Here is a 25,917-nt window from a genome sequence, read left to right as displayed (position 1 = left end):
TCACAGCTCGTCGAGAATGCCCTGGAGGATCTTGGGGGTCGAGGTCGCCGGGGCGGAATGGACGGCGAGGCGGTTCATCACGTCGGTGTAGTGGAAGACGTCGGCCGGCTTGTCGGGATAGAACGCGTTGGTGAGCTGCTCGGTGTAGACCACGTCGGGCAGGTCGGCGGCGGGCAGCCGCAGGATGCTGATCGGGCCGCCCGCGCCGTGGCCGCCCGCGCTGAACGGGCTGATCTGCACCGTGACGTGCGGCAGCTCGTTGACGGCGATGAGCTGTTTCAGCTGGGCGCGCATGGTGGCCCGGCCGCCGAACGGCCGCCGGATCGCCGCCTCGTCCAGGACGGCCCAGAACCGCAGCGGATCGGGCCGGGTGAGGACCTGGTGGCGGGCCATCCGCAGCTCGACGCGGCGTTCGATCTCGTTCTCGGGCGCGGTGGGCATGCCCTGCCGGATGACGGCACGGGCGTAGGCCTCGGTCTGCAGCAGGCCCGGAACGAACTGGACCTCGTAGCAGCGGATCATGCTGGCGCCCTGCTCCAGCCCGAGATAGGCCTCGAACCAGGGCGGCACCAGGTCGCTGTAGGGCTGCCACCAGCCCGGCGCGCTGGCCTGCCGCGCCAGCTCCAGCAACGGCAGCCGGTCGGCCAGCTCGGTGATGCCGTACAACGTCAGCAGGTCGGAGACGTCGCGGTCCTTGAACCCGACCCGGCCCAGCTCCATCCGGCTGATCTTGGAGGCGGAGCCGCGGATCTCGTATGCCGCCTCGTCAGCGGTGATGCCGCTGAGCTCGCGCAACCGTCTCAGCTGTGCGCCCACGACCAACCGCAGCACGGTCGGCCCTGCTCGCCCGTGCGTCAGCGCACTGGGCGGCACGTCAGTGACACGTTCGGTGCCCACTCCCACTCCCGAAAATCCACAAGCGACGCCGAACCCCGGTCAAGAGTGACATCCGTCTTCGGCGGAGACAACCGTACGGGGCGTCTTCGCCTAGCGTTTGCGCGCGACGCCGCACAGGGTGGACGTCTTGGTGATGTCGTCGAACGGGGTGGGTTCGGGACGCCACGACTCGCAGGCCACCACGCCGGGCTCGACCAGGTCGAAACCGTCGAAGTAGCCGACGATCTGCTCGGGTGGGCGCAGCCGGTAGGGAACGGCGCCCGTGTCGTCGTAGTCCTGCTGGGCCTTGTTGTGGGCGTCGTCGGTGTCGGTGTCGTCGTAGAGGGCCAGGTAGCTGCCTGACGGGAGCCCGCTCATCAGGCCCCGGATGATGGACAGCACCTCTTCGTAGGTGTCGATGTGGCCGAGCACGCCCATGAGCATCAGGGCGATGGGGCGGTTGAAGTCGAGCTTTCCCTGGGCGAGGCGCAGGATTTCCTTGGGGTCGCGCATGTCGGCCTCGATGTAGCTCGTCGCGCCCTGGGCCGAGCTGGTCAGCAGGGCGTGCGCGTGGACGAGCACGAGCGGGTCGTTGTCGACGTAGACGATGTGCGACTCGGGAGCGGCCCGCTGGGCGACCTCGTGGGTGTTGTCGACGGTGGGCAGGCCGGTGCCGACGTCGAGGAACTGGCGGATGCCCGCCTCGTCCGCCAGGTAGCGGACGGCGCGCGCGAGGAAGTGCCTGCTCACGCGGGCGACGTCGACGATGCCGGGGTAGATCTGGACATAGGCGTCCCCGGCCTCGCGGTCGACCGGGTAGTTGTCCTTGCCGCCGAGCCAGTAGTTCCAGATGCGGGCGGAGTGCGGCACAGTGGTGTCGATCTGCGGGGGCACCGGGTCGTCTGCCATGGCGCAGCGGGCTCCTCTACACGGGTCCACGCCGGCGGCGTGTTTGAATTTCCCGACCAAGATAGACGACTTGTAGATAATTTGCACTCGCTGGCCGTTTTGTGCAGGTGCCGGGCGTGCGCGATGCTGGGACGGTGTCAATGGAGACTCTTGTGAGCGCCACTGAGCTGCGCGCCTTCCTGCACGGGCTGCCGGGCGTCGACCAGGTCGGGGCGGAGGAGCGGGCCGCGCGGCTCGCCACGCGTTCGATCAAGACCTCGGCCAAGGCCCAGGCCATCGACCTGGCGATCACCATGGTCGACCTCACCACGCTGGAGGGCGCCGACACGCCGGGGAAGGTGCGGGCCCTGTGCGCCAAGGGCATGCAGCCCGACCCGAGTGACCCGGATGTTCCCAAGGTGGCGGCGATCTGTGTCTATCCGGACATGGTCGCGACGGCCGTCGAGGCCCTCCGGGGTTCCGGGGTCGGGGTGGCGAGCGTGGCCACGGCGTTCCCCTCGGGACGGGCGCCGATGGAGGCCAAGCTGGCCGACACGCGGGCGGCGGTGCAGGCGGGCGCCACCGAGATCGACATGGTCATCGACCGCGGGGCGTTCCTGGCGGGTGACTACCTCAAGGTGCACGAGGAGATCGTCGCGACCAAGGAGGCCTGCGCCGGGGACGTGAACGGCGGGCACGGCGCGCACCTCAAGGTGATCTTCGAGACCGGTGAGCTCGTCACCTACGACAATGTGCGGCGCGCGTCGTGGCTGGCCATGCGGGCCGGTGCCGACTTCATCAAGACCTCCACGGGCAAGATCTCCCCGGCGGCGACGTTGCCGGTGACGCTGGTGATGCTGGAGGCCGTGCGTGACTTCCGGGACGAGACGGGGCGCATGGTCGGGGTCAAGCCGGCGGGCGGTATCCGGACCACCAAGGACGCGATCAAGTATCTGGTGCTGGTGAACGAGACCGCCGGATCCGACTGGCTGACCCCGGAGTGGTTCCGCCTCGGCGCCTCCAGCCTGCTGAACGATCTCCTCATGCAGCGCCGCAAGCTGGCCACGGGTGTCTACTCCGGCCCCGACTACTTCACGCTCGACTGACTCGACCGACGAGACTGACTGGACTGGCTGATCATGGACTTCGAGTACGCGCCGGCTCCCGAGTCGCGGGCCGTCGTCGACATCCGGCCCTCGTACGGGCTGTTCGTCGACGGTGAGTTCCGCGACGGGCACGGCGAGCCGTTCAAGAGCATCGACCCGTCGAACGAGGAGCCGCTCGCCGAGATCGCCGCCGCCGACGCCGCGGACGTCGATCGGGCCGTGGCCGCCGCCCGGCGCGCCTACGACAAGGTGTGGGGTCCGATGCCGGGTCGGGAGCGGGCCAAGTATCTGTTCCGGATCGCGCGGATCGTTCAGGAGCGGTCGCGTGAGCTGGCGGTGCTGGAGTCGATCGACAATGGCAAGCCGATCCGTGAGTCGCGGGATGTCGATCTGCCGCTGGTCGCGGCGCATTTCTTCTACTACGCGGGGTGGGCCGACAAGCTGGGGCATGCCGGGTTCGGTTCCGATCCCAAGCCGTTGGGTGTGGCGGGTCAGGTGATTCCGTGGAACTTCCCGCTGTTGATGCTGGCGTGGAAGATCGCTCCGGCGCTGGCGTGCGGCAACACCGTGGTGCTCAAGCCCGCTGAGACCACGCCGTTGACGGCGTTGGCGTTCGCTGAGATCTGCCGGCAGGCCGAGTTGCCGCCGGGCGTGGTCAACATCATCACCGGCGCGGGCGAGACCGGCCGGGCGCTGGTCGAGCATCCCGGCATCGACAAGGTGGCCTTCACGGGATCGACCGAGGTGGGCAAGCAGATCGCTCGGGCGGTCGCGGGCACTCCCAAGAAGCTGACGCTGGAGCTCGGTGGCAAGGCCGCCAACGTGATCTTCGACGACGCGCCGTTGGATCAGGCGGTCGAGGGGATCGTCAACGGGATCTTCTTCAACCAGGGTCATGTGTGCTGTGCCGGGTCGCGTCTTCTGGTGCAGGAGTCGGTGGCCGAGGAGTTGCTGGAGCGGCTCAAGCGGCGGATGGCCACGCTGCGCGTCGGTGATCCGCTGGACAAGAACACCGACATCGGCGCGATCAACTCCGGTGCCCAGCTGGAGAAGATCCGGATGTTGTCGGAGATCGGCGAGCAGGAGGGCGCCGGCCGCTGGTCGCCGCCGTGCGAGCTGCCCCAGCGCGGCTTCTGGTTCGCTCCCACGCTCTTCACCGACGTCGCCCAGTCGCACCGCATCGCCCGCGAGGAGATCTTCGGGCCGGTGTTGTCGGTGCTGACCTTCCGCACGCCCGCCGAGGCCGTCGAGAAGGCCAACAACACGCCGTACGGGTTGTCGGCCGGGGTCTGGACCGAGAAGGGTTCGCGGATCTTGTGGATGGCCGAGCGGCTGCGCGCGGGCGTGGTGTGGGCCAACACCTTCAACAAGTTCGATCCCGCGTCGCCGTTCGGCGGCTACAAGGAGTCCGGCTTCGGCCGCGAAGGCGGCCGGCACGGACTGGAGGCCTACCTCAATGTCTGAGCGACTCGCCGTCCGCAAGACCTACAAGCTGTTCATCGCGGGCGCCTTCCCCCGCTCCGAATCCGGCAGGTCGTACGTGGTCAACGACGGCAAAGGCAACTTCCTCGCCAACGCCTCCCAAGCCTCCCGAAAAGACGCACGCGACGCCGTCACCGCCGCACGCAAAGCCTTCGGTGGCTGGTCCGCACGCACCGCCTACAACCGCGGCCAAATCCTCTACCGCATCGCCGAAATGCTGGAAGGCCGCCGCGCCCAGTTCACCGACGAACTGCGCGCCGCCGGCCTCGCCAAAGCAGCCGCCAACGCCGAACTCGACGCCGCCATCGACCGCTGGGTCTGGTACGCCGGATGGGCCGACAAGCTCGCCGCGGTCGGCGGCTCCGCCAACCCCGTCGCCGGGTCGTTCTTCAACTTCTCCACCCCGGAGCCGACCGGCGTCGTCGCCGTCATCGCCCCCGACTCTCCGCTGCTCGGTCTCGTGTCGGTCGTCGCGCCGGCGATCGTGGCGGGCAACACGTGCGTGGTCGTCGCGTCCGAGCCGTCGCCGCTGCCCTCGATCACCCTCGCCGAGGTGCTCGCGACGTCGGACCTGCCCGGCGGCGTCGTCAACCTGCTGACCGGCCGTCGCGACGAGCTCGCGCCGTGGCTCGCCTCCCACATGGACGTGAACGCCATCGACCTGGCTGGAGTAAAGAATGACCAGGTCAGAGGGCTGGAAGAGGCGGCCGCCGAGAACCTCAAGCGCGTCGTGCGACCGGGCGTGACCGACTGGTCCGCTGAGCCTGGAACGGAACGCATGACCGCCTTCTTGGAGACCAAGACGGTGTGGCATCCGGTGGGCCTCTGATCTCCCTAAGTAACAGAGCGTGTGTAGAGCGTCAACAAATGTGGAATAGATCTCCCCGTAACTGATCCACGGGGGGGAGATCAGTGGCTACCAAGACCGCAAAGCGCACGACGTCCAGCCGAGGTACGGCGAGTCGCGCGAAGAGCTCAGCCGCGAAGAAGAGCACCGGGAGCCGGTCGGCCGCCAAGAGGTCGACCGGCAAGCGCGTCAGCGCCGCCGCCAAGACGGCGACGCCGCGCACCACGGTCAGGCGTTCGACGGCTGCCAAGGGCACCGCGAGAAAGTCCACGAGCGCGAGCAGAGCGTCCGGGACCGGCTCGACGGCCCGTAAGTCGACCACGGCCCGGAAGTCCGCTTCCGGTGCCCGTAAGTCGTCCACCAGCAAGTCGACCACAGCCAGGAAGTCCACCACGGGCAGGAGGAGCACGTCCGCCGCGAAGAAGTCGACGTCGCGCACCACCGCCACCATGGGCCGGACATCGTCGGCGGCGGCCACCAAGGCCAAGTCCGCCGCCACCAAGGCCACGTCCGCCGCCAAGCAGATGAAGACGGCGACGACCAAGGCCACGGCGTCGGCCAAGGCCATGACGGCCATGACCAAGGCGATGAGCACCGCCACCAAGGCGATGAGCGACGCCGCCAAGGCGATGACCACCGCTGCGAAGGCCGTGTCCACGGCCCAGGCAGCGTCGGGCAGCGCAAGGAAGTCGACCGGCGCCCGGAAATCCACGTCGGCCAAGAAGACGTCGGCCGCACGTAAATCGACCGGAGCGAAGCGGACGACCGCACGTAAGTCGCCTGCTCGCAAGGCCGCCACGACCCGCAAGTCGACGGCGGCGAGCAAGTCGACCACGGGGCGAAAGGCGACCACCGCGCGCAAGTCGACCACGGCCAAGAAATCAACGGCCAAGAAGTCGACCGCCAAGAAGTCCACCACCGCCAAGAAGACCTCGGCGGCACGGAAGACCACGGCGCGCAAGTCCACGACCGCGCGCGGGCCGGCCACCAAGAAGTCGACCACGTCGGCGGCCAAGAAGTCGACCAGGCCCAGGACCACGGCGACGCGGGCCCGCAAGTCCACGGGCACGTCCAAGCGGGCCGCCTCGCGCAACTCGGGGCCCTCGGGCAACTCGTCCACGGCCCTCGTCGAGCCGAAGACCGACATGGGTTCGATGCAGCACTCGTCCACCGGAGACGGCGGCTTCCTGTCCGGCGTGACCGGCAGCGGCGTTTCCAGCGGTTGAGGGCCGGGTACCCGGCGGCGGAGCCCCTTCCCTACATTGGGACGGGGCTCTGCCGGATTTCGGAGGGAGTGGACGGTTCATGGACGACGAGACGATCCTGGCGAACATCCACGAGTACGTGGCCGAGGAGCACAAGCTGCGCGAGCGTCACCAGCGCGGTGAGCTCAGCAACGAGGAGGAACGCCGGCGGCTGCAGCAGCTGGAGGTGGCCCTGGACCAGTGCTGGGACCTCCTCAGGCAGCGGAGGGCCCGCCTCGACGCGGGCGAGGACCCCGACGCCGCGGCGGTCCGCCCGCCGGGCGAGGTCGAGGGCTACCTGCAGTAGACCCGCACATGAGAGAGCCGGTCCCGGAGTGCTCCGGGACCGGCTCTCTCATGTCAGACGGGCTACATCCGCGGACGGGCTACATCCGCTCGGGCACCGGGATGCCCAGCAGGTCGAGGCCCGTGGTGAGCGTGTGCAGCGTGGCCGCGCACAGCGCCAGCCGTGACGCCTTCGTCTCGTCGTCGGGCGCCTTGAGCACCGGGCAGTTCTCGAAGAACGCCGTGTAGGCCTGCGCCAGTTCGAAGACGTAGCCCGCGAGGCGATGCGGCTCGCTCGTCTCACCGGACTGCTCGACGACGGTGCCGAAGCCGAGGAGCTTGAGGGCCAGCGCGCGCTCGGCCTCGTGCCCGATCACGATCGGGCCGGTCACCGAGTCGGGGTCGACCCCGCCCCTGCGGAAGATCGAGCGGATCCGGACCGTGGCGTACTGCAGGTACGGCCCCGTCTTGCCGTTGAACGACGTCATCCGGTCGATGTCGAAGATGTACTCGCTGTCGATCGCCACCGACAGGTCGGCGTACTTGACGGCGCCGATGCCGACCTTCTCCACGATCTCGTCGCGGGTGGCGGCGTCGAACTCCTCCTGGTGCTCCATCGCGTCGAACCGCTCGCCCGCCCGCTCGACGGCCTCGTCGAGCAGCTCGGAGAGCTTGACGGTGCCGCCCGCCCGGGTGCGCAGGATCTTGCCGTCGGTGCCGAGCACGTTGCCGATCTGGGCGTGCTCGGCCTGGACCTCGTCGCCCAGCCAGCCCGCCATCCGGGCGACCGCGAAGGCCATCTGGAAGTGCAGTGCCTGCGGCGCGCCGACCACGTAGATCATGCGGTTGACGTGCTCGGTGTCGACCCGGTAGCGGATGGTCGCCAGGTCGCTGGTGGAGTAGTTGTAGCCGCCGTCGCTCTTGCGGAGGATCACCGGCAGCGGCTCGCCCTCGCGTCCGGTGAAGCCCGGCGGGAACGCGCACAGCGCGCCGTCGCTGACGACCGCGATGCCCTTGTCCTCCAGCTCCTGGACGGTGGGGGCGAGCAGGTCGTTGTAGAAGCTCTCACCCTTGATGTCGTCGTCGGTGAGCATGACGCCGAGCCGCTGGTAGACGGTGTTGAAGTAGCGCTTGGACACGTCCACCAGGACCTGCCAGAGCCGCAGCGTCTCGGGGTCGCCCGCCTGGAGCCGCACGACCCGGCTGCGGGCCCGGGCGGCGAACGCCTCGTCGCCGTCGAACTTGCGCCGGGCCGCCTGGTAGAAGGCGGTCAGGTCGCTGACGGAGGAGTCGTCGTCGGCGGCCTTCTCCTCGCCGATGTCGAGCAGGTGCTCGATCAGCATGCCGAACGGGGTGCCCCAGTCGCCGACATGGTTGTCCTTGATCACCTCATGGCCCAGGAAGCCCAGGATCCGGGCGAGCGCGTCGCCGACGATCGTGGTGCGCAGGTGCCCGACGTGCATCTCCTTGGCCACGTTGGGCGAGGAGTACTCGACGACGACCCGCCGCGCGGCGTCGGTCTTGGGCACCGCGAGCCGCGGGTCGGCCAGCGCCTGCTGGGCCTGCCCCGCGATCCAGTCGTCCCGCAGCGTGAGGTTGATGAAGCCGGGGCCGCTGACCTCGACCGTGTCGATCAGGTCGCCCTTGTCGATCTTCGCCACGATCTCGTTCGCGATGTTTCGCGGGTTCTGCTTCTCGCCTCGCTCCGCCGTCAGCGGCTTGACCAGCGACATGGCCACGTTGGCCTGCAGGTCGGCGAACTGCGACGGGCGGATGACCGGATCGGTGTCCGCGTAGGACGGTCCGAAGGCGGCGCTCAGCGCCTCCCGGACCCGGGCGGTGAGTGCGAGTTGCGGATCGGGCATGGTCCAAGGCTATCGGGCACCCGGTGCTGAACGAGTAGTGCTTCTCCCGTATCGCTAATCGGAAGAGTCGCGAGGCTTGGTCGTCCACTTGTCCCAGCGCAGCGTGAGGGTGAGCAGGACGGCGGCACCGGCGGCGATCGCGAGCGCGGTCAGGTCGTTGCGGACGTTGTCGGGCCGCAGGGCGAAGAAGTCGCGCAGCCACGGAACCGCGAGGACGATCAGGAACGCCGAGCCCATCGCGATGACCAGGCCCAGCCGCCACCAGTTCCATGGCCGGGCGATCAGGGCCAGCACCCACAGGGCCAGGAAGAAGAGGGCGAGGGTGGCGGTGGAGCTGTTCGCCGAGAACGGGCTCCGGGTGTATTCGGCGGCCAGGTAGTAGCCGGCGAACGTGGCGAGGCCGCACGCGAGCCCGGCGGGCACCGCGAAGCGCAGCACCCGGGGCACGAAGCCGGATCGGGCCCGTTCCAGGTTGGGCGCGAGCGCCAGGAAGAACGCGGGGATGCCGATGGTCAGGCTGCTGATCATCGTGAGGTGCCGGGGCAGGAACGGGAAGCGGACGTGCACCAGCCCGACCAGCACCGCCAGGATGATCGAGTAGACGGTCTTGGTGAGGAACAGGTTGGCGACGCGTTCGATGTTGCCCAGCACCCGGCGGCCCTCGCCGACCACGTACGGCAGCGTCGCGAAGCTGTTGTCCAGGAGGACGATCTGCGCCACGGCCCGGGTGGCGCCGCTGCCCGAGCCCATCGAGATGCCGAGGTCGGCGTCCTTGAGCGCGAGCACGTCGTTGACGCCGTCACCGGTCATCGCGACGGTGTGGCCGCGCGACTGGAGCGCCTTGACCATGGCGCGCTTCTGCTGGGGATCGACCCGGCCGAAGACCGAGTTGTCCTCCAGAACCTGGGCCATCGCCTCGGTGTCGGCCGGCAGCGTGCGGGCGTCCACCGGGTGCTCGGCCTTCGGCAGGTTCAGGGAGCGGGCGATGGCGCCCACCGAGACCGGGTTGTCGCCTGAGATCACCTTGACCGCGACGCCCTGCTCGGCGAAGTACTCCAGCGTCTTCGGGGCCTCGGCGCGGATCCGCTGCCGCAGCACGATCAGCGCCGCCGGACGTACTGTTTCCGCCACCTCCCCGTCCGGACCCGCTTCGAAGCCTCCCGGGGCCGCCTTCCGGACCTTCGCGGTCACGTCCAGCCGATCTGGAGCGGCCAGGGAGTCGTCGGGGACGCGGGCCAGGGCCAGGACGCGCAGGCCGGTCGAGCCGAGCTCCTCCGCGCGGCGCCGGCCAGGGTCGTCCGGCCCCAGCAGCACGTCGGCCGCGCCGAAGACCCAGGAGCCGTGCCCGTCGAACGCGACGCCGCTCCATTTGCGGGCCGAGGAGAACGGGATCGTCTCGGTGACCTTCCAGCCGGGATCGGGTTCGTCCAGGCCCTCCTTGACGGCCCGCATGGTCGCGTTGGGATCGGGGTCGCCGGCGGCCATCGCCGCCAGCGCCTGCCGGGCGGGCAGTTCCTCGTCGAGCACCGTGATCTCGTCGAGGTCCATGCCGGGCTCGGTCAGCGTGCCGGTCTTGTCGACGCACAGCACGTCCACCCGGGCCAGGCCCTCGATGGCGGGCAGCTCCTGCACCAGGCACTGGCGCCGCCCGAGCCGCACCACGCCGACCGCGAAGGCGATGCTGGTCATCAGCACCAGCCCCTCGGGGATCATCGTGACCACGCCCGCCACCGCGCCCACGATCGCGTCGCTGAAGCCGTCGGTGCTGCGGAACTGGCTGATGAACAGCAGGATCGTGGTCGGGATGATCAGCCACGTCACGTACTTGAGGAACGTGTTGATGCCCGCCATGAGCTCCGAGTGCGACAGCGAGAACCTGCTGGCCTCCTCGACGAGCCGCGCCGCGTAGGCCTCGCGGCCGACCTTCTCGGCGGTGAACGTGCCGCCGCCCGCGACCACGAAGCTGCCCGACTTGACCTCGTCGCCGGGCACCTTGCGGACGGCGTCGGCCTCGCCGGTGAGCAGCGACTCGTCGACCTCCAGCCCCTGCGACCCGGCGACCGTCCCGTCCACCACGATCTTGTCGCCGCCGCCGAGCATGATCAGGTCGCCGAGCACGACCTCCTGCTGCTCCAGCTCGGCGGGCTCACCGTCCCGGACGACCCTGACCGGGGTCTCGCCCACCACGGCGAGCCTGTCGAGGGTGCGTTTGGCGCGCAGCTCCTGGATGACGCCGATGGCGGAGTTGGCGATGATGATCCCGCCGAACAGCCCGTCCTGCCACTGGCCGAAGATCAGGACCAGCACGAAGAGCGTGCCGATCAGCGCGTTGAACCGGGTGAACACGTTCGCCCGGACGATCTCGGTCACCGACCGGCTGGACCGTCTCGGCACGTCGTTGGCCTGGCCCGCCGCGACACGCTCCCGGACCTGGGCCGCGGTCAGCCCGTGCGCGGGCCTCTGCCGTACATCCGTCACTGTGCCCCCGTGGACGCAGCATTCCCAAGATCTTGCGGACGATTCCAGACTAGGTGGCCGCGGGAGGTTCGCCACGGCCGGGCCTGACTTCGGCCCCCTTCGCCGGCTCCTTCGCGGCCCCGTTCGCGGGCTGCTCCGGCGCGTCACGCGGCCGCTCATCGGACGGCTTGCCGGCGGGCTTGTCCGGGACCGTGTCGGCAGGGTCCGCCGGTGCCTTCTCTACGGGCTTCTCCACCGCCTTCTCGGGCTTCTCAGCGGGCTTCTCGGAGGGCTTGTCGCCGGTGTCGGACTTGTCTTTGTCGCCGCCGTTGTCGCGGTCAGAGTGGATCAGGCGGCCCAGCCGGGACGGCGTACGGGTGGCGGCGACCTGGTCGCGGATGCGTTCGACGATCCGCCCGGTCGCCAGCTCGTGGGCGAGGACGCACGCCGAGGTGATGCCGCGGGCCTCGGAGGCGCCGTGCGCGATCACGACCGTGCCGTTCAGCCCGAGCAGGACGCCGCCGCCGTAGGTCTCGGAGTCGAGCCGGTCGCGCAGGTCGGTGAGCTGGCGGCGCTGGAGGAGGCTGCCCAGCTTGGCGGTGCGGCTGCCCGTCATCGCCTCGCGGACCTCGGCGAGCGCCATCCGTACCGAGCCCTCCATGGTCTTGAGGGCCACGTTGCCGGTGAAGCCGTCGGCCACCACCACGTCCACCACGCCCCGCAGCAGGTCGTGGCCCTCGACGTTCCCGGCGAAGCGGATGCCGTGCCGGCCGTTCACCAGCAGCTCGTGCGCGTTCTTGGTGACCTTGTTGCCCTTGCCCGGCTCGGCGCCGATGCTGAGCAGGCCGACGCTCGGGCGATCCAGGCCCAGCCGGATCTGGGCGTACGCGGTGCCGAGCGCCGCGAACTGCACGAGCGTCTCGGGCTTGACGTCGGCGGTCGCCCCGGCGTCCAGCAGCACCGTGGGCCGCGGACGTGTGGGCAAGGTCACAGCGATCGCCGGGCGCATCACGCCCTGCTGGCCCTTGAGCCGCAGCCGCGCGGTCGCCACCACCCCCGCGGTGGAGCCCGCCGACACCAGCGCCGAGGCCCGGCCCTGCTTGATCAGGTGGCACGCGATCGCGACCGACGAACGGGGCTTGCGCCAGCTCGCCAGCGCGCCCTCGCCCATGTCGAGGGACTCCTCGGCGTGCACGATCGGGATCTCGCCCGAGACGCCGTGGCGGTCCAGCTCACGGCGGATTCGCGGGGCCTGCCCGACCAGGACGAGCCGCACGCCGTGGGCGCCGGCCGCCGCGACCGCTCCGGCGATGACCTCCTCCGGGGCGTGGTCGCCGCCCATGGTGTCGACCGCGATCGGCGCGGGCCGAGCCGGCGCCGCGCGCGACTCGCCTTTGCCGGTCATGAGGCTCCAGATGGGGTCAGGGATACGCGATGGCCGCAAGATGGCAGCTCATCGCATCGTATGGCGTCCCTTTACCCGCCCCGACAGCGGAGTCTCGCCCCCGCCGGCTCAGCCTTGCCGCTGGCAGTCCTCGCCGAGGCAGTGCGCGTTCTGCACGATCGGGCGGCCGTCCACCAGGATCGTGTAGTAGTGCTCCCGCTTCGCCTGCTCGCCCGAGGCGAGGACCCGGACGTCCTTCTTGTCGGTCGTGGTGGCGGTGCAGGACACGCGCATCTTGGCTTTGGACCATCCGGGCATGTGCGCGCAGCTCAGCGCGGTGCCCAGCGCCACCCCGCGAGCACGGAGCTCGGCGCCCGCGGTCGCCGGCGTCGAGTTCAGCAGCTCCGCCTGCGTCTGGTAGCGGAGCTCCTTGGTGTCGATGAGGGTGGCGTGGACGATGACGGCGGCCACGCCGATCACGATGAGTGCGGCGATGCCGAGGACGGCGGCCCGTACCCGGTTGTCCTTCGCGGCTGCCTTCAGCCGGTCGTTCACAGCGGCGTTCACACGCGTAGCGTCACCGGCGCCGACGCGGCGAGCCCGCGGCGCCGGGCGGGCTTTCCACGGATCAGGCGAAATCGTTGCCCGATCACGAGGATGCGCCGGGGCAGCCCAGCCCCAGGCAGTCCTGGTCGACCACCGTCTTGCCGCCGACGGTGATCAGGTACTGCTCGCGCGGACGCTCGGTGTCGGCCTGAGTGGCCTCGCCGGACACCTCGACCGGGAGGCCGGCGACGGTCCGGCCGGTGCACCGGACGCGGACGACGGACTCGCTGCCGGTCGAGGGCATCTCGCATGACGGGCGGCCGTCCAGACGGACGCCCCGCTTCCTGAGCTCGGCGATGGTGCCGTCGGTGACCGCGTTGCGGTACGCGCCGTCGGAGATCCGCTGCATGAGATCGCATCCGCTCAGCGCGAAGACGAGCAGCGCGGCCAGCAGACCGGCGCGGAGGGCGTTCACGAATCTTCCCGAGCCCGAGCGCGCGGGGCGTCGAACACCTGCGCCACGGCGTCCGCGATGGCCTCCGGCCGGTCCATCTGCAGCATGTGACGGGCGTTGGGAAGGACCACCTGACGGCCGTACGGGCTCATCTCGGCGAGGAGACGGTGCCCCTCGCGCCACTTCTCGCGTTCGTCCTCGGACTGGCCCGGGTCGCCGAGCGCGGTGAGCACGACCAGGGGGATCGCGGGGAAGGGCTGCCGCTCGCGCAGCCGGTCGAGGTCCTCGGCCATCTCCCGGTAGGCGAGCTCCTCGGACAGGACCGTGCCGAGCACCGTGCCCCGCCCGTACACCGAACGGACGGTCTCGTCCGGGACGGGCTCGCCGCGGTCGCTCGTGCACCGCAGGACCAGCCGCCGTCCCGCCGGTCCGACGATCTTGGACAGCCGGGTGAAGCCCAGGGCCGCCCCCAGGGCCTTGGCCGCCGGGTCCAGCAGGCCCGCGAGCCGTACGCGGGCATGCGGGTCGCGCTCACAGCTGGGATCGACGAGCACGAGCCCCCGGACGAGCTCCGGATGCAGCCGGGCGAGCGCCTCCGCGTGGAACCCGGCCATCGAGTGGGCCAGGACGGTCACCGGGGCGCCGGCCAGCTCGGCGAGAGCGGCGAGGATCCGCACCTCGCGGCGCAGGCTCGGCGGGCCGGCCGCCATCGGGCTCAACCCGAGCCCCGGACGGTCGAAGTTGAACACCCGGTAGCGCCCGGCCAGCAGGTCGACGGACGGCTGCCAGTCGAACCACGCCCCGCCGAGCCCGCCGCTCAGCAGCAGCGGCGGCCCGTCAGCCGGCCCCGTGGTGACCAGGTGGACCTGCTCCCCGTCGACGTTCTCAAGCGTGATCCCTGGCGTCATAGGCGTGTGGTCTCCCGTTCGGGCCGGTCACCGGAGGCGGACCGGCGGAGCCGCCGCCGGTCCTCGTACAGGGCCCAGGCGATCGTGAAGAGCCCGAGCACCAGGATGCTGATCTGGACCCGCTGGATGATGCCCAGCCAGCGGCCGAGGAGCATCGCCAGCACCGTGCTGAGCGCGAACACGGTCTCCGAGACCGCCAGCAGCCAGCCCCAGCGCGCGAGGGCGGGCCACCAGCCGTACCGGCGCGCCGCGATCGACAGGGTGAGCAGCGCCGCCACCCCGAAAACGATCACCATGCTGCTCGTGAAGGCGTGGAACTGGTGGGAGAACGAGACCTTCTCGGTGCGCTCCCGGAGCGAGCACCACGTCTCGAGGCTGGGCGCGCAGTCGAGCGGGAAGACCGCGTCGCCGATGGCGCAGACCCCGAACATGGCCAGGAAGCTCCAGCCCAGGGTCGACCAGGGCCGCCGCCGCAGGGTCAGCAGGCAGGTGAGGGCCACCACGATCGAGATCACTCCGGTGACGAAGTCGCCGGCGCTGTAAACCTGGTGAAACGGCTGGTCAACGGCCGACAGTTCGCTCACATAACCATTGATGACGTCCAGGTCGGGGCTCAGGAAGTGCTCCACCAGGAATGTCGAGTAGGAGATCGCGGCGACGGTCGCGAGGACCACGGCGAAAGCCGGCACCACCCCTGGCGTATCGTCGCGCGGCTCCGGCTGCACCCGTCCCCCTTGCCCGTACGGTCCGTGCCTTCCCGTACCAGTATTTCTGTCTTCAGCATAAGGACGTGACCGGGGCGCCACTTTCACGTGCCGTAATCGTTGTACAAGCGGTGGGCCGCCGGAACCCTGTCCTCGGCGGTTCGTCTGGCTCGGGCTTGACCAGCTTCTTTGTACCCTCTAAGGGGTATCCATTCGGCATGAAGGTGGATCAAACGCTTCAATGGGGGTGATTCGGGGCTCATTGATCACCGTCCGTGACGACGCGCCCCGGGCGCGCGTTTCCCCGCTGACTTTCAAGGAGTACCAACACGTGACTTTGGTGAACGACGCGGCTCCCGCAGTGCGATCCACTGGTCGCAAGTTCCGCGCCTTCACGGCGAAGCACCTCGACGAGCTCACCGCTCGCGCGGGGCTGTCGCCCGAACAGCAGCTCGCGACCCGGGCGGTGGCGACGGTCCTGCCGTTTCGGACCAACCAGTACGTGATCGACGAGCTCATCGACTGGTCGGCGGCACCCGAGGACCCGATCTACCGGCTGGTCTTCCCCATGGCGGACATGCTGCCCGCCGACGACGTCGCGCACCTGTCGGACCTGCTCCGCCGGGAGGCCCCCAAGGCCGAGGTGGAGGCGGCGGCGCGCGCCGTCCGGATGAAGCTCAACCCCCATCCGGCCGGGCAGATGGAGCTCAACATCCCGAGCTTCGGGGACGGCAAGATCCCTGGCCTCCAGCACAAGTACGACGAGACCGTGCTGTACTTCCCCAAACAGGGCCAGACCTGTCACGCGTACTGCACATACTGCTTCCGCTGGGCGCAGTTCGTCGGCGAGGCCGACCTCAAGATGGCCGGCGACGACACCCAGCAGCTGCGCGACTACGTGCTCGCGCATCCCGAGGTGACCAGCGTCCTGTTCACCGGCGGCGACGCCATGATCATGGGCGAACCGGTGCTGCGCCGCTACATCGAGCCGCTGCTCGACCTGGAGCAGCTCGAGTCGATCCGCATCGGCACCAAGTCGCTGGCCTACTGGCCGCAGAAGTTCGTGACCGATCCGGACGCCGACGCCATGCTGCGGCTGTTCGAGCAGGTCGTGGAGTCGGGCAAGAATCTCGCGTTCATGGCCCACTTCACCCACCCGCGCGAGCTGGAGCCGCTGGTCGTCACCGAGGCGGTCCGCCGCATCCGCGACACCGGCGCGGTCATCCGCACCCAGGCGCCGCTGATCCGCACGATCAACGACGACCCGGCGGTCTGGGAGAGCATGTGGCGCACCCAGACGCGGATGGGCATGGTCCCGTACTACTTCTTCGTGGAGCGTGACACCGGGCCGCAGGACTACTTCGCGGTACCGCTGGCACGGGCGTACGAGATCTTCCGGGCCGCCTACCAGAGCGTGTCGGGGCTCTCCCGCACCGTTCGTGGGCCGTCGATGTCGGCGACCCCCGGCAAGGTCTGCGTGGACGGCGTGCTGGACCTGATGGGCGAGAAGGTCTTCGCCCTGCACTTCATCCAGGCCCGCGACGCCGATCTCGTCGGCAAGCCGTTCTTCGCCAAGTACGACCCCGACGCGGTGTGGCTGGACGATCTCAAGCCGGCCTTCGCCGACCGTTTCCCCTTCGAAGTCTGACGATCACCCGTTCACGATCTTCCGCGTCCCTGGTCGGCGCGGAAGATCGTGAACAGGACGCGCAGCACGAGGATCGAGCTGACCGCGAGCAGCCCGTAGCCCAGCACCTCGAACAACCCGGCGTCCCGGGAGATCCGCGGCCCGCCCGCGGTGCCGAGCAACATCGCGGCGACCACGGCGGTCGTCGCGCCGGGTCCGCGCGAGCCGCCGCCGGGTCGCCACGACCAGCTCGTGCGGCCGGGGCAGCGAGCCCGCCGGCACCAGCGCCTCGGCCACCACGATGAAGGTCATCGCGGCGAGGACCGCCGAGCCGAGGGAGACGGCGAAGTAGAGGCCCGGATTCTCCTCCTGGAGCCTGGCGGCCAGCAGGCCCGGCAGCGAGAAGCCGATCAGCCCGCCGACGGCCGTGCGCGCCGTCCCCACGGGCAGGCCCAGCAACCGGCGGCTGGCCCAGGCCAGTCCCGCGACGAGGGCGCCGCCGGTCACCAGGGACGCCGTCCAGACGGCGGGGTTCATGGACGTGGCGGCGGAGGCTTCGGCGAGGAATGCGATGGTCACGGCCGCAATGCTCGCGGCCGGACCCGGTGCCGCGACTCCCGCGCCGGAACGAGATCGTTCCCCCGTCCGGGGGAGGTCAGTGCCCGTACACGGGGACGATCGAGGCCCGGGCCAGGGTGTGCGCGGTGATGTTGAAGCCCGCGACGGCGGGGGAGACGCCGGAGTCGATGCCCAGCGTCTCCTCGTCGAGGGCGTGCACCGTGAAGACGTACCGGTGCGGCGCTCCGGGCGGCGGGGCGGCGCCGCCGAACGCCTTGGTCCCGTAGTCGTTGCGCGCCTGAATCCCGATCTTGGAGTCTTCGGAGCCGGCGCCCGTGGCCAGTTCGGTCACGTCGGCCGGGATGTCGAACACCACCCAGTGCCAGAAGCCGCTGCCGGTGGGCGCGTCCGGGTCGAAGCAGGTCACCGCGAAGCTCTTGGTCTCGGCGGGGAAGCCCGACCAGCGCAGGTGCGGGGAGACGTTCTCGCCGCTGAAGCCCCAGTCATTGAAGACATGCTTGTTCGAGAGCTGCTCGTCGTGGGTCACGTCGTCGCTCTCGACGTTGAACGGCGGCACCTCGGGCAGATGCTCGTGCGGCAGCGGGGCGGGCATGGCGGCCTCCTCGTCAGACGATCGTTGTCCCCTCCATCTCTATCAGTGCGGGGTCACGTCTTCACGGCCCCCATGGTGAAGCCCGTCACGAAGCGGTCCAGGAAGAGGTTGAACAGGAACGCGATCGGGACGGCCATCGTCACCGTCGCGGCCTGGAGCGACTGCCAGAAGAAGACGTCGCCGCGGATCAGCTGGGTCGGCACGCCCGTGCTGACGACCATCTCCGGGCTCGCCGACACGAACGCCAGCGCGTACACGAACTCGCTGGCCGTCAGGGTGAAGCTGAAGACGACGACCGCGACGATCCCGGGGAAGACGAGGGGCAGGACCGCCCGCGCGAACGCGCCGAGCCTGCTGTAGCCGTCGACCATCGCCTGCTCCTCGACGTCCTTCGGCACGGCCTTCAGGAACCCGATCAGCAGCCAGACCGACACCGGCACGGTGATCGTCGGGTAGACGACGACCATCGACCAGATCGTGTCCTCCAGGCCGAGCGCGACCACGACGCGGGTCAGGGACAGGAAGAGCAGCGACGGCGGCACGAGGTAGACGAGGAAGATCGCGATGCCCATGGGGGTGCCCCACGGCCGGTTGAGGCGCGCGAGGGAGTAGGCGGCGGGCAGCGCCAGCGCGAGCGTGAGCAGGACGACGAGGGCGCCGACGAGAAGCGTGTTGGCCACGAACGTGAGGAACGGCGTGTCGGTGAAGAGGAACTTCACGTGGTCGGGCGTGGCGGGCTCGTTGAACAGGAACGGGTTGCTCTCGGGGTTGTAGAGGTCGCGGTTCTGCTTGAACGCGCTGACCAGGCTCCACAGGAACGGAAGGGCGCACACCAGGGCCGCGAGCAGCGCCGCCCCGTACACCCCGCACCGTGCCAGGACGTGCCGGATCGCGTACTGCCGCCGGAGCCGCGCCACCTCCCGCGACGTCTGCCGCGGCGCCCCGCTCTTCGTCATCAGCCGGTCGGTCATCGCGACTCCAGACGCCGGACGGCGCGCAGGATCGCGACCGCGCCCGCGAGCAGGATCGGGAAGAGGAACAACGCGATCGCCGCGCCCTGCCCGACGTCACCGCCCTCGATGCCGCGGAAGTAGGCCCACGAGGCCAGCACGTCGGTCGAGTGGGTGGGACCGCCGCGCGTCAGCACGTACGACACGGTCATGTCGGTGAACGTCATGATGGCGCCGAACAGCCCGGCGACGGCGATCACCGGCAGCGTGAGCGGGATCGTCACCTCGAACATCCGCCGCCAGAAGCCCGCCCCGTCGATGCGGGCCGCCTCGTCGATGTCGCGGGGGATCGCCACCAGCCCGGCCATCACGATCACCGCGGCCAGCGGGGTGAGCCGCCACACCTGGACCGCGATGACCGACGCCATGGCCGCCGAGGGCCGCCCGAGCCACACCACGTTGGTGTCGATCACTCCGAGCCGGCGGAGCACCCAGTCGACCGGCGAGTAGATCGAGTCGAGGAACCACAGCCACGAGATGGTCGACAGCGCGACCGGCGTGGTCCAGGGGAGCAGCACCAGGAAGCGCACGAACCACTTGCCGTGGAAGTCGGCGACCAGGATGTTGGCCAGCACCTTCCCGAGCACCACGATGAAGATCATGGTGATGACGGTGAAGACCACGGTGTTGAGCAGCGACCGCCAGAACACCCGGTCGTCGAAGATCGCCTCGAAGTTGCGGAACCCGACGAAGTCGTACGAGGGGTCGCCGGTCGTCACGTCCGAGAAGGCGAACGCGATCGCCAGCAGGAACGGCACGCCCACCAGCGCGACGATGTAGACGACCGAGGGCAGGAGCATCGCCCAGGCCAGGAATCCCTCCCGGTCGGCGAGCCCCGGCTTGGCGCGCGGGGTCGCGCCCGGCTCGCCGTCCAGCGGGCCGGGCGGCGGGCCGCCCCGGCGCATCCGCGCGTGGGTCACGAGCCGCCCCCGTTCCCGATCGGGACCGCCGGCGTGCGGCCGCCCGCCGCCGCGTCGAAGAACCGGAGCCGCCCCGCCACCACCGCGAACTCGTGCGTCTCGCCCGCCGCCAGCGGCGTCGTGACCGTCGCGGGCAGCCGCGCGATCACCCGCGTCTCCTCGCCGAGCCGCGTCACCGTGCCGTACACGTGCCGGTCGCCCGACAGGTACTCCATCCGGTCGATGCGCATCGGCATCGTGACGCGCGCGTCGTAGGGCACGTTCGCGGCGGGCAGCAGATGCTCGGGCCGGAAGCCGATCAACCGGTCGTCGCGCCGCACCAGGTTCATCGGCGGCGACCCGATGAACGTGGCCACGAACGTGTCGGCGGGATCGTCGTACACCTGCACCGGCGTCCCGATCTGGCGGACGCGGCCGTTCTCCAGCACCGCGATCCGGTCGCCGAGCCCCATCGCCTCGGCCTGGTCGTGGGTGACGTAGATGGTCGTCGTGCCGATCTGCTCCTGGAATTGCTTGAGCTCGTCCCGCGCCGTCGCGCGCAGCTTGGCGTCCAGGTTCGACAGCGGCTCGTCCAGCAGGAATACCGCCGGATCGCGGACGAGGGCACGCGCCAGCGCCACCCGCTGCCGTTCGCCGCCCGACAGCTGCCGAGGCTTGCGGCCCAGCAGCGGCTCGATGCCCAGCCGGCCCGCCGCGTCCCTGGCCTTGCGCTCGCGCAGGCCGCGCGGCATCTTCTCGGCCTTCAACGGGAAGACGATGTTGTCGAGCACCGACTTGTGCGGGTAGAGCGCGTACGACTGGAACACCATCGCGACCTGGCGGATCCGCGGCGGCAACCCGTTGACCACATGACCGCCGATCAGCACCTCGCCCTCGGTCGGCTGCTCCAGGCCCGCGATCGTGCGCAGCAACGTGGTCTTGCCGCACCCCGACGGGCCGAGCAGCACCAGGTACTCACCCGGCTCGGCCGCGAGGTTGACCCCGGCCAGCGCGCGCACGTCCTCGTCCTTCCGGCGACGGCCGCGCAGGTGCCCGTCGAAGGTCTTGACCAGATCCCGTACCTCGACAGCGTTCATTGGCTCGCTCCGCCCGCGGTGTTCAACGCTCAGCCACCCACCAGGCCCCGTGCGCGCCAGTTCTTGAAGATCGAGTTGATCTGCCTGTCCGCCTCGGCGACCGCCTCTTTGGCACTGGCCTGGCCGCGCGCCGCCCGGCCGAACATCGTCGGCAGCACGTTCGTGTTGAAGATCTCGCCGATCGCCGGATTGGACGGCCCGGGATAGCCGATGTTGGCGCTCCACGAGGTGGCCGTCTTGAGCAGCGACAGCTTGTCGGCGGGCTTGGCGCCGAACGGGTCCTTGTCGAGCCAGCCATTCAGCTGCGGTACGAGCGACGGCCAGCCGGGCAGGTCGTAGAGCTCGGAGTTGTAGGTGACCGCAGGGAAGTTGGAGGTGTAGTGCAGCAGGAACTCCTTGGCCGCGTCGGCGTTCTTGGCGTGCTTGGGGATGATCCACTGCTGGATGACGTGCTGGGCCGCCATCGCCGCCCGGGGACCGCGCAGCGCCGGCACGAAGAAGATGTCGTCACCGATCTTGGGGTTGGTGCCCATCGCGGTGCGCCAGGCCGAGATCGAGTTGAGGATGTAGGACGACTTGCCCGCGATCAGCGCCTGGTTGTTGGACGCGGGCACCCAGGAGAAGACCTCGTTGGTCTCGGCCTGTTTCCACAGCCGGGTCATGAAGTCGACGGCCGCCACCGTCGCGTCGGAGTTGATCACGACCTTCTCGTTCGGGTCCTGCTCGGACGCCCCGTACGACCACAGCAGCGCCCTCGCCGCCATGTTGGAGTCGGTCTCCGGCGACAGCCCCAGACCGCACGGCACGCCCGTCGTGCGCTTGATCTCGGACGCGCCCCGCAACAGCTCGTCCCAGCTGCCCGGCCCGTTCGGCAGGCCGACCTTCGCCCACATCGACTTGCGGTAGTCGCCCGGGTCCGGCGACCAGCCGGGGCAGTAGCAGTAGAAGTGCTTGGTGTTGGGGTTGTAGCTGGACTTGCGGCACAGCTCCAGCTGCGGCCCCCACCGCCGCGTGGCCTCCTGCACCACATCGGTCATGTCCAGCACGGACGGCTCGTACTGCGAGAACGGCGCGATGTGCTGGATCACATCGTGCCCCTGCCTGGCCTGGATCTCCGACGCCGCCCGCCGCGGCACGTCCACGGTATTGATGTGATCGACACGGACGGTGACGCCGACCCGCTTGCCCCACTCGGCCACGAACTTGTCGAACCACTTGTCGTGCCGAGGCACGAAGTGGCTCCACATCAGGATGCTCAGCGACCCGCCGAGCTTGCGCGTGGGCGCGGTGAAGACCTCTTTGGGAGCCTGGCCGGGGTCCTTGGCCTGCGGGCCGCTGCTTTCGCTCGCGCAGCCCGCCGCAAGCCCCGCGGCTCCGGCGAGCGCGGTGGAACTGAGAAAGCCGCGTCTGCTCAGCTGCTCGGCCATGGGGAGTCTCCCTCGCCGCTGAAGGTTTCCCTTCGAAGTTAGATCGGCAAGGGCGCCCCATCCAGAGGCGAACAGGTAACTCTATGTAACCACAGCAACGCCGACACCACGGGGCTCATGCGTCCCTGTGATGCCGGCGTTCCGGTGGTGATTACTTCCCGGTGGCGTCGGTGTAGGCCTTGAGGACCTGCGTGGGATCGCCGTCCATCTTGATGCGGCCCTCGTCGAGCCAGATGACCCGGTTGCAGGTCTCCTCGATGACGTCGAGGTTGTGGGCGACGAGGAAGACCGCGCCCGCGTCCCGGCGCAGCTCGTCGATCTTGGCTTTGCTGCGCTTCTTGAACTTGGCGTCGCCGGTGGCGAGGGCCTCGTCGATGAGCATCACGTCGTGCGTGCGGGCCGCGGCGATCGCGAATCGGAGGCGGGCGCCCATGCCGGAGGAGTAGGTCGACATCGGGTAGTCGATGAAGCCCGGCTTGAGGTCGGCGAACTTCACGACCTCGTCGTACTTCTGCCTGGTCTCCTCGGCCGTGAGGCCCATGGCCAGGCAGCCCAGCACGATGTTGCGGGAGCCGGTCAGGTCCTTCATCAGCGCCGCGTTGACGCCCAGCAGCGACGGCTGGCCGTCGGTGTAGACGCCGCCGCCCTTGGCCGGGGGGAGCAGGCCCGCGATGGCCTTGAGCAGGGTCGACTTGCCCGAGCCGTTGGTGCCCACGACGCCGATCGCGTCACCCCGGTAGGCGATGAACGAGACGCCGCGGACGGCGTGGATCTCCTTCATCTGAGGGCGGTTCTCACGTTTGAGGACCCGCATCAGCGCCGTCGCGGCATTGCCCCGGCCGCCGCCCGAGCCGTAGACCCGGTAGATGATGTGCAGGTTGTCGACGACGACGATCGGCTCCCGCTCGCGATCGATCGCGACCGCGGGTTGTGCGTCGGTCACCGGAGCCTTCTCCTTGAGCGCCTTAGCCACGCCCGTACCTCTCCTCCGCACGGTGGAAGTACCAGAATCCCCCGACGAGAGCGATCACGGCCCAGGCGATCGCGTACCACCACAGATGACTGTCGGTCCACTCCCACACGACCAGGTCCTTGGTGCGGTAGGACTCGATCAGCGAGGTGCGGGCGAGCTCTACGTAGACCGACCCCGGGTTGGCCTTCAGCAGCTCGACCAGCCATGGGTGGTCCGCGAGCCGGTCCTTGGCGATCGCCGGGATCGCGAAGATGACCCCGGACGCGTAGAGCCAGGTGCGCAGGATGAACGGCAGCAACTGCTGGATGTCCGGCGTGAACGCGCCGACCCGCGCCAGCACCAGGCTGAGCCCCATGTTGAAGCACAGCTGGAGCAGGAGCGTCGGCACGATCAGCAGCATGTAGAGCGCCGGCGTCTCGCCCCACGCGAACAGGAGCACGAACAGCACCACCATGGAGATCAGCAGTTGCTGGAGCTCCACGATCACGTGGGCGAACGGCAGTGAGGCGCGCGGGAAGTGCAGCGCCCGGATCAGCGACAGGTTTCCGCTGATCGACTTGGCGCCCGCCGTCACCGACCGCTGGGTGAAGGTGAAGACGAAGACGCCGGTCATCAGGAACGGAATGAAATCGGTGACGTGTTTGCTGGTGTTCAGCAGCAAACCGAAGATCAGGAAGTACACCGCGACGTTCAGCAGCGGTGTCAGGACCTGCCAGACCTGCCCCAGGCGAGAGCTCGTGTACATCGACGAGGTCTTGGCGGAGGCGAAGTTCCAGATGAACGTTCGTCGTTGCCAGACCTGCTGGACGTACGTGCGCAGCGGGGGGCGGGCCGCGCTCTGCTTCAGCCCATGGCGGGCGGCGAAGGCGGCCAGCGATTCGGTGCTCTGCCCGTTCATTCGAGGAGACTCCGCGATTGCGCCGACCGGCTCGCCACCCGGGGAGCTGAGCCGTTCCGGGTGACTCATGCCGGGAAGCCTATTGCAGTCGACGATGTGTGAGGGACGTTCGCCCACATGTGACCCCCGCATTGTGATCTTTGGGGAATCATGTCCCGTTCCTTGGGGATACCCCCGTCATGCGAGGGATTCACGGGAGACGGGCGCGGTGGTCACCGATCGTGATCGTTGAGGGACGGCGGGCCGACCAGGGGAGAGGGGTCCTCCGGCGGCTGTCCAAGATCGATCGGCAGGCCTTCGACAGTGTGGCGGCCGCTCACCTGCCCGGACTGGAGTACGTCCTGCCCCGGTTGTCGCGGTTCGCCGATCACGGCGTGCTGTGGTTCACGCTGGCCGGCGGGATGGCCGTGTCGCGGCGGGCCCGGCTGCGGCGGGCCGCGCTGCGCGGCGCCATCGGGATCGCGGTGGCCAGCCCGGTCGTCAACATCGTCGGCAAGCAGGCGTTCCGCCGCAAACGCCCGGTGGTGGACCTGGTCCCGCCGATCCGGATCCGCTGGAAACTGCCCACGTCACACGCCTTCCCCTCGGGCCATTCGGCGTCGGCCGCCGCGTTCGCCGCGGGGGTGGCGATGGAGGCGCCGCGCGTGGTCGCGGTCCCGGTGGCGGCCACGGCGGCGGCGGTGGCGTTCTCCCGGGTCTACACGGGGGCGCACTATCCCGGCGATGTGCTGGCCGGAGTGGGGATCGGCGCCCTGGCCGGGGTGGGCACCCGCCTGGTCTGGCCTGCCCGCCCGCCGGTCGCGCACGTCTCGCGGCGGACCACCGTGCCCGTGGACGTCACCGAGGACGGGCAGGGGCTCGTCGTCGTGGTGAACGGCAAGGCCGGCCCCGCGGAGACGGCCTCGTCCAAGAGGGGCGTCGTTCCCGGCCGGACGGAGCTGGACGTGGCGGTGCTGTTGCGGGAGTTCCCCGCGGCGGAGATCATCCGGAACCGGGACGGCGGGGACCTGGAGAAACTCCTCGACGAGGCGGCGCGGCGGGCCACGGTGCTGGCCGTCGTCGGCGGGGACGGGACGGTCAACGCCGGGGCCCGGGCGGCCCTGAAGTACGACGTGCCCCTGCTGCCGATCCCGGGCGGCACGTTCGACCACTTCGCCCGCGCGCTCGGCATCGAGACGCCCATGGACGCGGTGGCCGCGTACCGGGAGGGCTGCCTCGCCCGGGTGGATGTGGGATCCATCACATCCCGGGGCGACGACGGCCTGATCTTCCTCAACACGGCCAGCTTCGGCGCGTACACCGAGCTCATCGAGCGCCGGCGCAGGCTGGAGACGCGGCTCGGCAAGTGGCCCGCTCTGGCGGTGGCCGCCGTCCGCACGCTCCGGCACTCCAAGCCGCTGGAGATGGTGGTGGACGGTGAGAAGAGCCGGGTGTGGATGGCGTTCGTGGGCAACGGGATGTACGGCTCGCGCGGCGCGGCGCCTACGTGGCGCGATCACCTGAACGACGGGCAGCTCGACGTCCGCATGATCACCACCGGCCACCGGGTGCCCCGCCTCCGGGCGCTCGCCGCCGTGCTGGTCGGCCACCTGCACATCACGCCGGGCTACCGGTCGTGGCATGGCGGTTCGCTTGAGCTGACCGCTACGCAGGGTGACCTCAAACTGGCGCACGACGGCGAGCTGTCGGCGGTCGGGGGCGTGGTCAAGTTCGCCAAGAAGGCCGGTGCTTTGTCTGTTTTCTGCCCCCGTGTGCCGAACTGAAGATTC

At 69.7% G+C, this 25,917-nt stretch carries 23 protein-coding genes and 1 pseudogene; 6 read left to right on the top strand and 18 right to left on the bottom strand.

The window, feature by feature from the left end:
* Both ACGFNU_RS45535 and ACGFNU_RS45530 read right to left on the bottom strand, forming a co-directional pair.
* A complete protein-coding gene (locus tag ACGFNU_RS45535) occupies positions 1-897 on the bottom strand; it encodes a helix-turn-helix domain-containing protein (protein WP_392602922.1) in 897 nt (298 codons plus the stop codon).
* Positions 898-987: 90 nt separating this feature from the next.
* Entirely contained in the window at positions 988-1,785 is a 798-nt protein-coding gene (locus tag ACGFNU_RS45530) for an SAM-dependent methyltransferase (RefSeq protein ID WP_392602921.1), read from the bottom strand.
* 140 nt (positions 1,786-1,925) lie between these two features.
* Between ACGFNU_RS45530 and deoC the strand changes: the two genes are divergently transcribed.
* From deoC to ACGFNU_RS45515, 3 genes are read left to right on the top strand one after another with little or no spacing between them, the layout of a single operon-like run.
* Positions 1,926-2,870, top strand: a complete 945-nt coding sequence (gene deoC / locus ACGFNU_RS45525; RefSeq protein ID WP_392602920.1) for a deoxyribose-phosphate aldolase — start codon at positions 1,926-1,928, stop codon at positions 2,868-2,870.
* Positions 2,871-2,903: 33 nt separating this feature from the next.
* Positions 2,904-4,334, top strand: coding sequence for an aldehyde dehydrogenase family protein (locus ACGFNU_RS45520; RefSeq protein WP_392602919.1), 1,431 nt, complete (start codon positions 2,904-2,906; stop codon positions 4,332-4,334).
* Positions 4,327-5,181 carry an aldehyde dehydrogenase family protein gene (locus tag ACGFNU_RS45515; protein ID WP_392602918.1) on the top strand — a complete coding sequence of 285 codons (855 nt, stop codon included), beginning with the start codon at positions 4,327-4,329 and terminating at the stop codon, positions 5,179-5,181. The genes ACGFNU_RS45520 and ACGFNU_RS45515 overlap by 8 nt, the downstream gene beginning before the upstream one ends.
* Before the next feature lie 31 nt (positions 5,182-5,212).
* Here the strand turns inward: ACGFNU_RS45515 and ACGFNU_RS45510 are convergent, their stop codons facing one another.
* A complete protein-coding gene (locus tag ACGFNU_RS45510; protein ID WP_392602917.1) occupies positions 5,213-6,346 on the bottom strand; it encodes a hypothetical protein in 1,134 nt (377 codons plus the stop codon).
* A 158-nt stretch (positions 6,347-6,504) separates the two neighbouring features.
* Between ACGFNU_RS45510 and ACGFNU_RS45505 the strand changes: the two genes are divergently transcribed.
* A complete protein-coding gene (locus ACGFNU_RS45505) occupies positions 6,505-6,750 on the top strand; it encodes a DUF2630 family protein (protein WP_392602916.1) in 246 nt (81 codons plus the stop codon).
* Positions 6,751-6,829: 79 nt separating this feature from the next.
* On the opposite strand, the gene argS is transcribed toward ACGFNU_RS45505, so the two are convergent.
* The 7 genes and pseudogenes from argS to ACGFNU_RS45470 all read right to left on the bottom strand — a co-directional run bounded on the left by argS (position 6,830) and on the right by ACGFNU_RS45470 (position 15,031).
* Entirely contained in the window at positions 6,830-8,593 is a 1,764-nt protein-coding gene (argS, locus tag ACGFNU_RS45500; protein ID WP_392602915.1) for an arginine--tRNA ligase, read from the bottom strand.
* Positions 8,594-8,647: 54 nt separating this feature from the next.
* Positions 8,648-11,071 (bottom strand): HAD-IC family P-type ATPase, encoded by a 2,424-nt coding sequence (locus ACGFNU_RS45495; protein WP_392602914.1) that lies wholly within the window; start codon positions 11,069-11,071, stop codon positions 8,648-8,650.
* A 328-nt stretch (positions 11,072-11,399) separates the two neighbouring features.
* Positions 11,400-12,455 (bottom strand): annotated as a pseudogene (gene plsX, locus ACGFNU_RS45490) (phosphate acyltransferase PlsX); the annotation flags it as partial.
* A 108-nt stretch (positions 12,456-12,563) separates the two neighbouring features.
* A complete protein-coding gene (locus ACGFNU_RS45485) occupies positions 12,564-13,001 on the bottom strand; it encodes a hypothetical protein (RefSeq protein WP_392602913.1) in 438 nt (145 codons plus the stop codon).
* An 82-nt stretch (positions 13,002-13,083) separates the two neighbouring features.
* Positions 13,084-13,455, bottom strand: a complete 372-nt coding sequence (locus ACGFNU_RS45480) for a hypothetical protein (RefSeq protein ID WP_392602912.1) — start codon at positions 13,453-13,455, stop codon at positions 13,084-13,086.
* The gene (locus tag ACGFNU_RS45475; RefSeq protein ID WP_392602911.1) at positions 13,452-14,342 is read right to left on the bottom strand and encodes an alpha/beta fold hydrolase; all 891 of its coding nucleotides are present in this window, start codon (positions 14,340-14,342) and stop codon (positions 13,452-13,454) included. The genes ACGFNU_RS45480 and ACGFNU_RS45475 overlap by 4 nt, the downstream gene beginning before the upstream one ends.
* Positions 14,339-15,031 carry a DUF998 domain-containing protein gene (locus ACGFNU_RS45470; RefSeq protein ID WP_392602910.1) on the bottom strand — a complete coding sequence of 231 codons (693 nt, stop codon included), beginning with the start codon at positions 15,029-15,031 and terminating at the stop codon, positions 14,339-14,341. The genes ACGFNU_RS45475 and ACGFNU_RS45470 overlap by 4 nt, the downstream gene beginning before the upstream one ends.
* 346 nt (positions 15,032-15,377) lie before the next feature.
* Between ACGFNU_RS45470 and ACGFNU_RS45465 the strand changes: the two genes are divergently transcribed.
* Positions 15,378-16,694 (top strand): KamA family radical SAM protein, encoded by a 1,317-nt coding sequence (locus ACGFNU_RS45465; protein ID WP_392602909.1) that lies wholly within the window; start codon positions 15,378-15,380, stop codon positions 16,692-16,694.
* A 3-nt stretch (positions 16,695-16,697) separates the two neighbouring features.
* On the opposite strand, the gene ACGFNU_RS45460 is transcribed toward ACGFNU_RS45465, so the two are convergent.
* The 8 genes from ACGFNU_RS45460 to ACGFNU_RS45425 all read right to left on the bottom strand — a co-directional run bounded on the left by ACGFNU_RS45460 (position 16,698) and on the right by ACGFNU_RS45425 (position 24,217).
* Entirely contained in the window at positions 16,698-17,252 is a 555-nt protein-coding gene (locus tag ACGFNU_RS45460; RefSeq protein WP_392602908.1) for a hypothetical protein, read from the bottom strand.
* Between the two features lie 76 nt (positions 17,253-17,328).
* The gene (locus ACGFNU_RS45455) at positions 17,329-17,844 is read right to left on the bottom strand and encodes a YbhB/YbcL family Raf kinase inhibitor-like protein (RefSeq protein WP_392602907.1); all 516 of its coding nucleotides are present in this window, start codon (positions 17,842-17,844) and stop codon (positions 17,329-17,331) included.
* A 53-nt stretch (positions 17,845-17,897) separates the two neighbouring features.
* Positions 17,898-18,815, bottom strand: a complete 918-nt coding sequence (locus tag ACGFNU_RS45450; protein WP_392602906.1) for a carbohydrate ABC transporter permease — start codon at positions 18,813-18,815, stop codon at positions 17,898-17,900.
* A complete protein-coding gene (locus ACGFNU_RS45445) occupies positions 18,812-19,774 on the bottom strand; it encodes a carbohydrate ABC transporter permease (protein ID WP_392602905.1) in 963 nt (320 codons plus the stop codon). Before ACGFNU_RS45445 ends, ACGFNU_RS45450 begins: the two co-directional genes overlap by 4 nt.
* Positions 19,771-20,850, bottom strand: a complete 1,080-nt coding sequence (locus tag ACGFNU_RS45440; protein ID WP_392602904.1) for an ABC transporter ATP-binding protein — start codon at positions 20,848-20,850, stop codon at positions 19,771-19,773. The genes ACGFNU_RS45445 and ACGFNU_RS45440 overlap by 4 nt, the downstream gene beginning before the upstream one ends.
* Positions 20,851-20,879: 29 nt before the next feature.
* Entirely contained in the window at positions 20,880-22,277 is a 1,398-nt protein-coding gene (locus ACGFNU_RS45435; protein WP_392602903.1) for an ABC transporter substrate-binding protein, read from the bottom strand.
* A gap of 151 nt (positions 22,278-22,428) precedes the next feature.
* Positions 22,429-23,220: an ABC transporter ATP-binding protein gene (locus tag ACGFNU_RS45430; protein ID WP_392603012.1), complete on the bottom strand. Its 792-nt coding sequence runs from the start codon at positions 23,218-23,220 to the stop codon at positions 22,429-22,431.
* Between the two features lie 22 nt (positions 23,221-23,242).
* On the bottom strand, positions 23,243-24,217 hold the full coding sequence (locus tag ACGFNU_RS45425) for an ABC transporter permease (protein ID WP_392602902.1): 975 nt from the start codon (positions 24,215-24,217) through the stop codon (positions 23,243-23,245).
* A gap of 152 nt (positions 24,218-24,369) precedes the next feature.
* Here ACGFNU_RS45425 and ACGFNU_RS45420 point away from each other — a divergent pair, with 152 nt between their 5' ends.
* Complete coding sequence (locus tag ACGFNU_RS45420; protein WP_392602901.1) at positions 24,370-25,911, top strand: bifunctional phosphatase PAP2/diacylglycerol kinase family protein; 1,542 nt, start codon at positions 24,370-24,372, stop codon at positions 25,909-25,911.
* Positions 25,912-25,917 lie beyond the last annotated feature (6 nt).

The sequence above is a fragment of the Spirillospora sp. NPDC048911 genome, from assembly GCF_043198015.1.
Classification (GTDB): Bacteria; Actinomycetota; Actinomycetes; order Streptosporangiales; family Streptosporangiaceae; genus Spirillospora.
The sequence above is the reverse complement of the archived record's forward strand: the minus strand, read 5'-3'. Positions and strand labels throughout refer to the sequence as shown.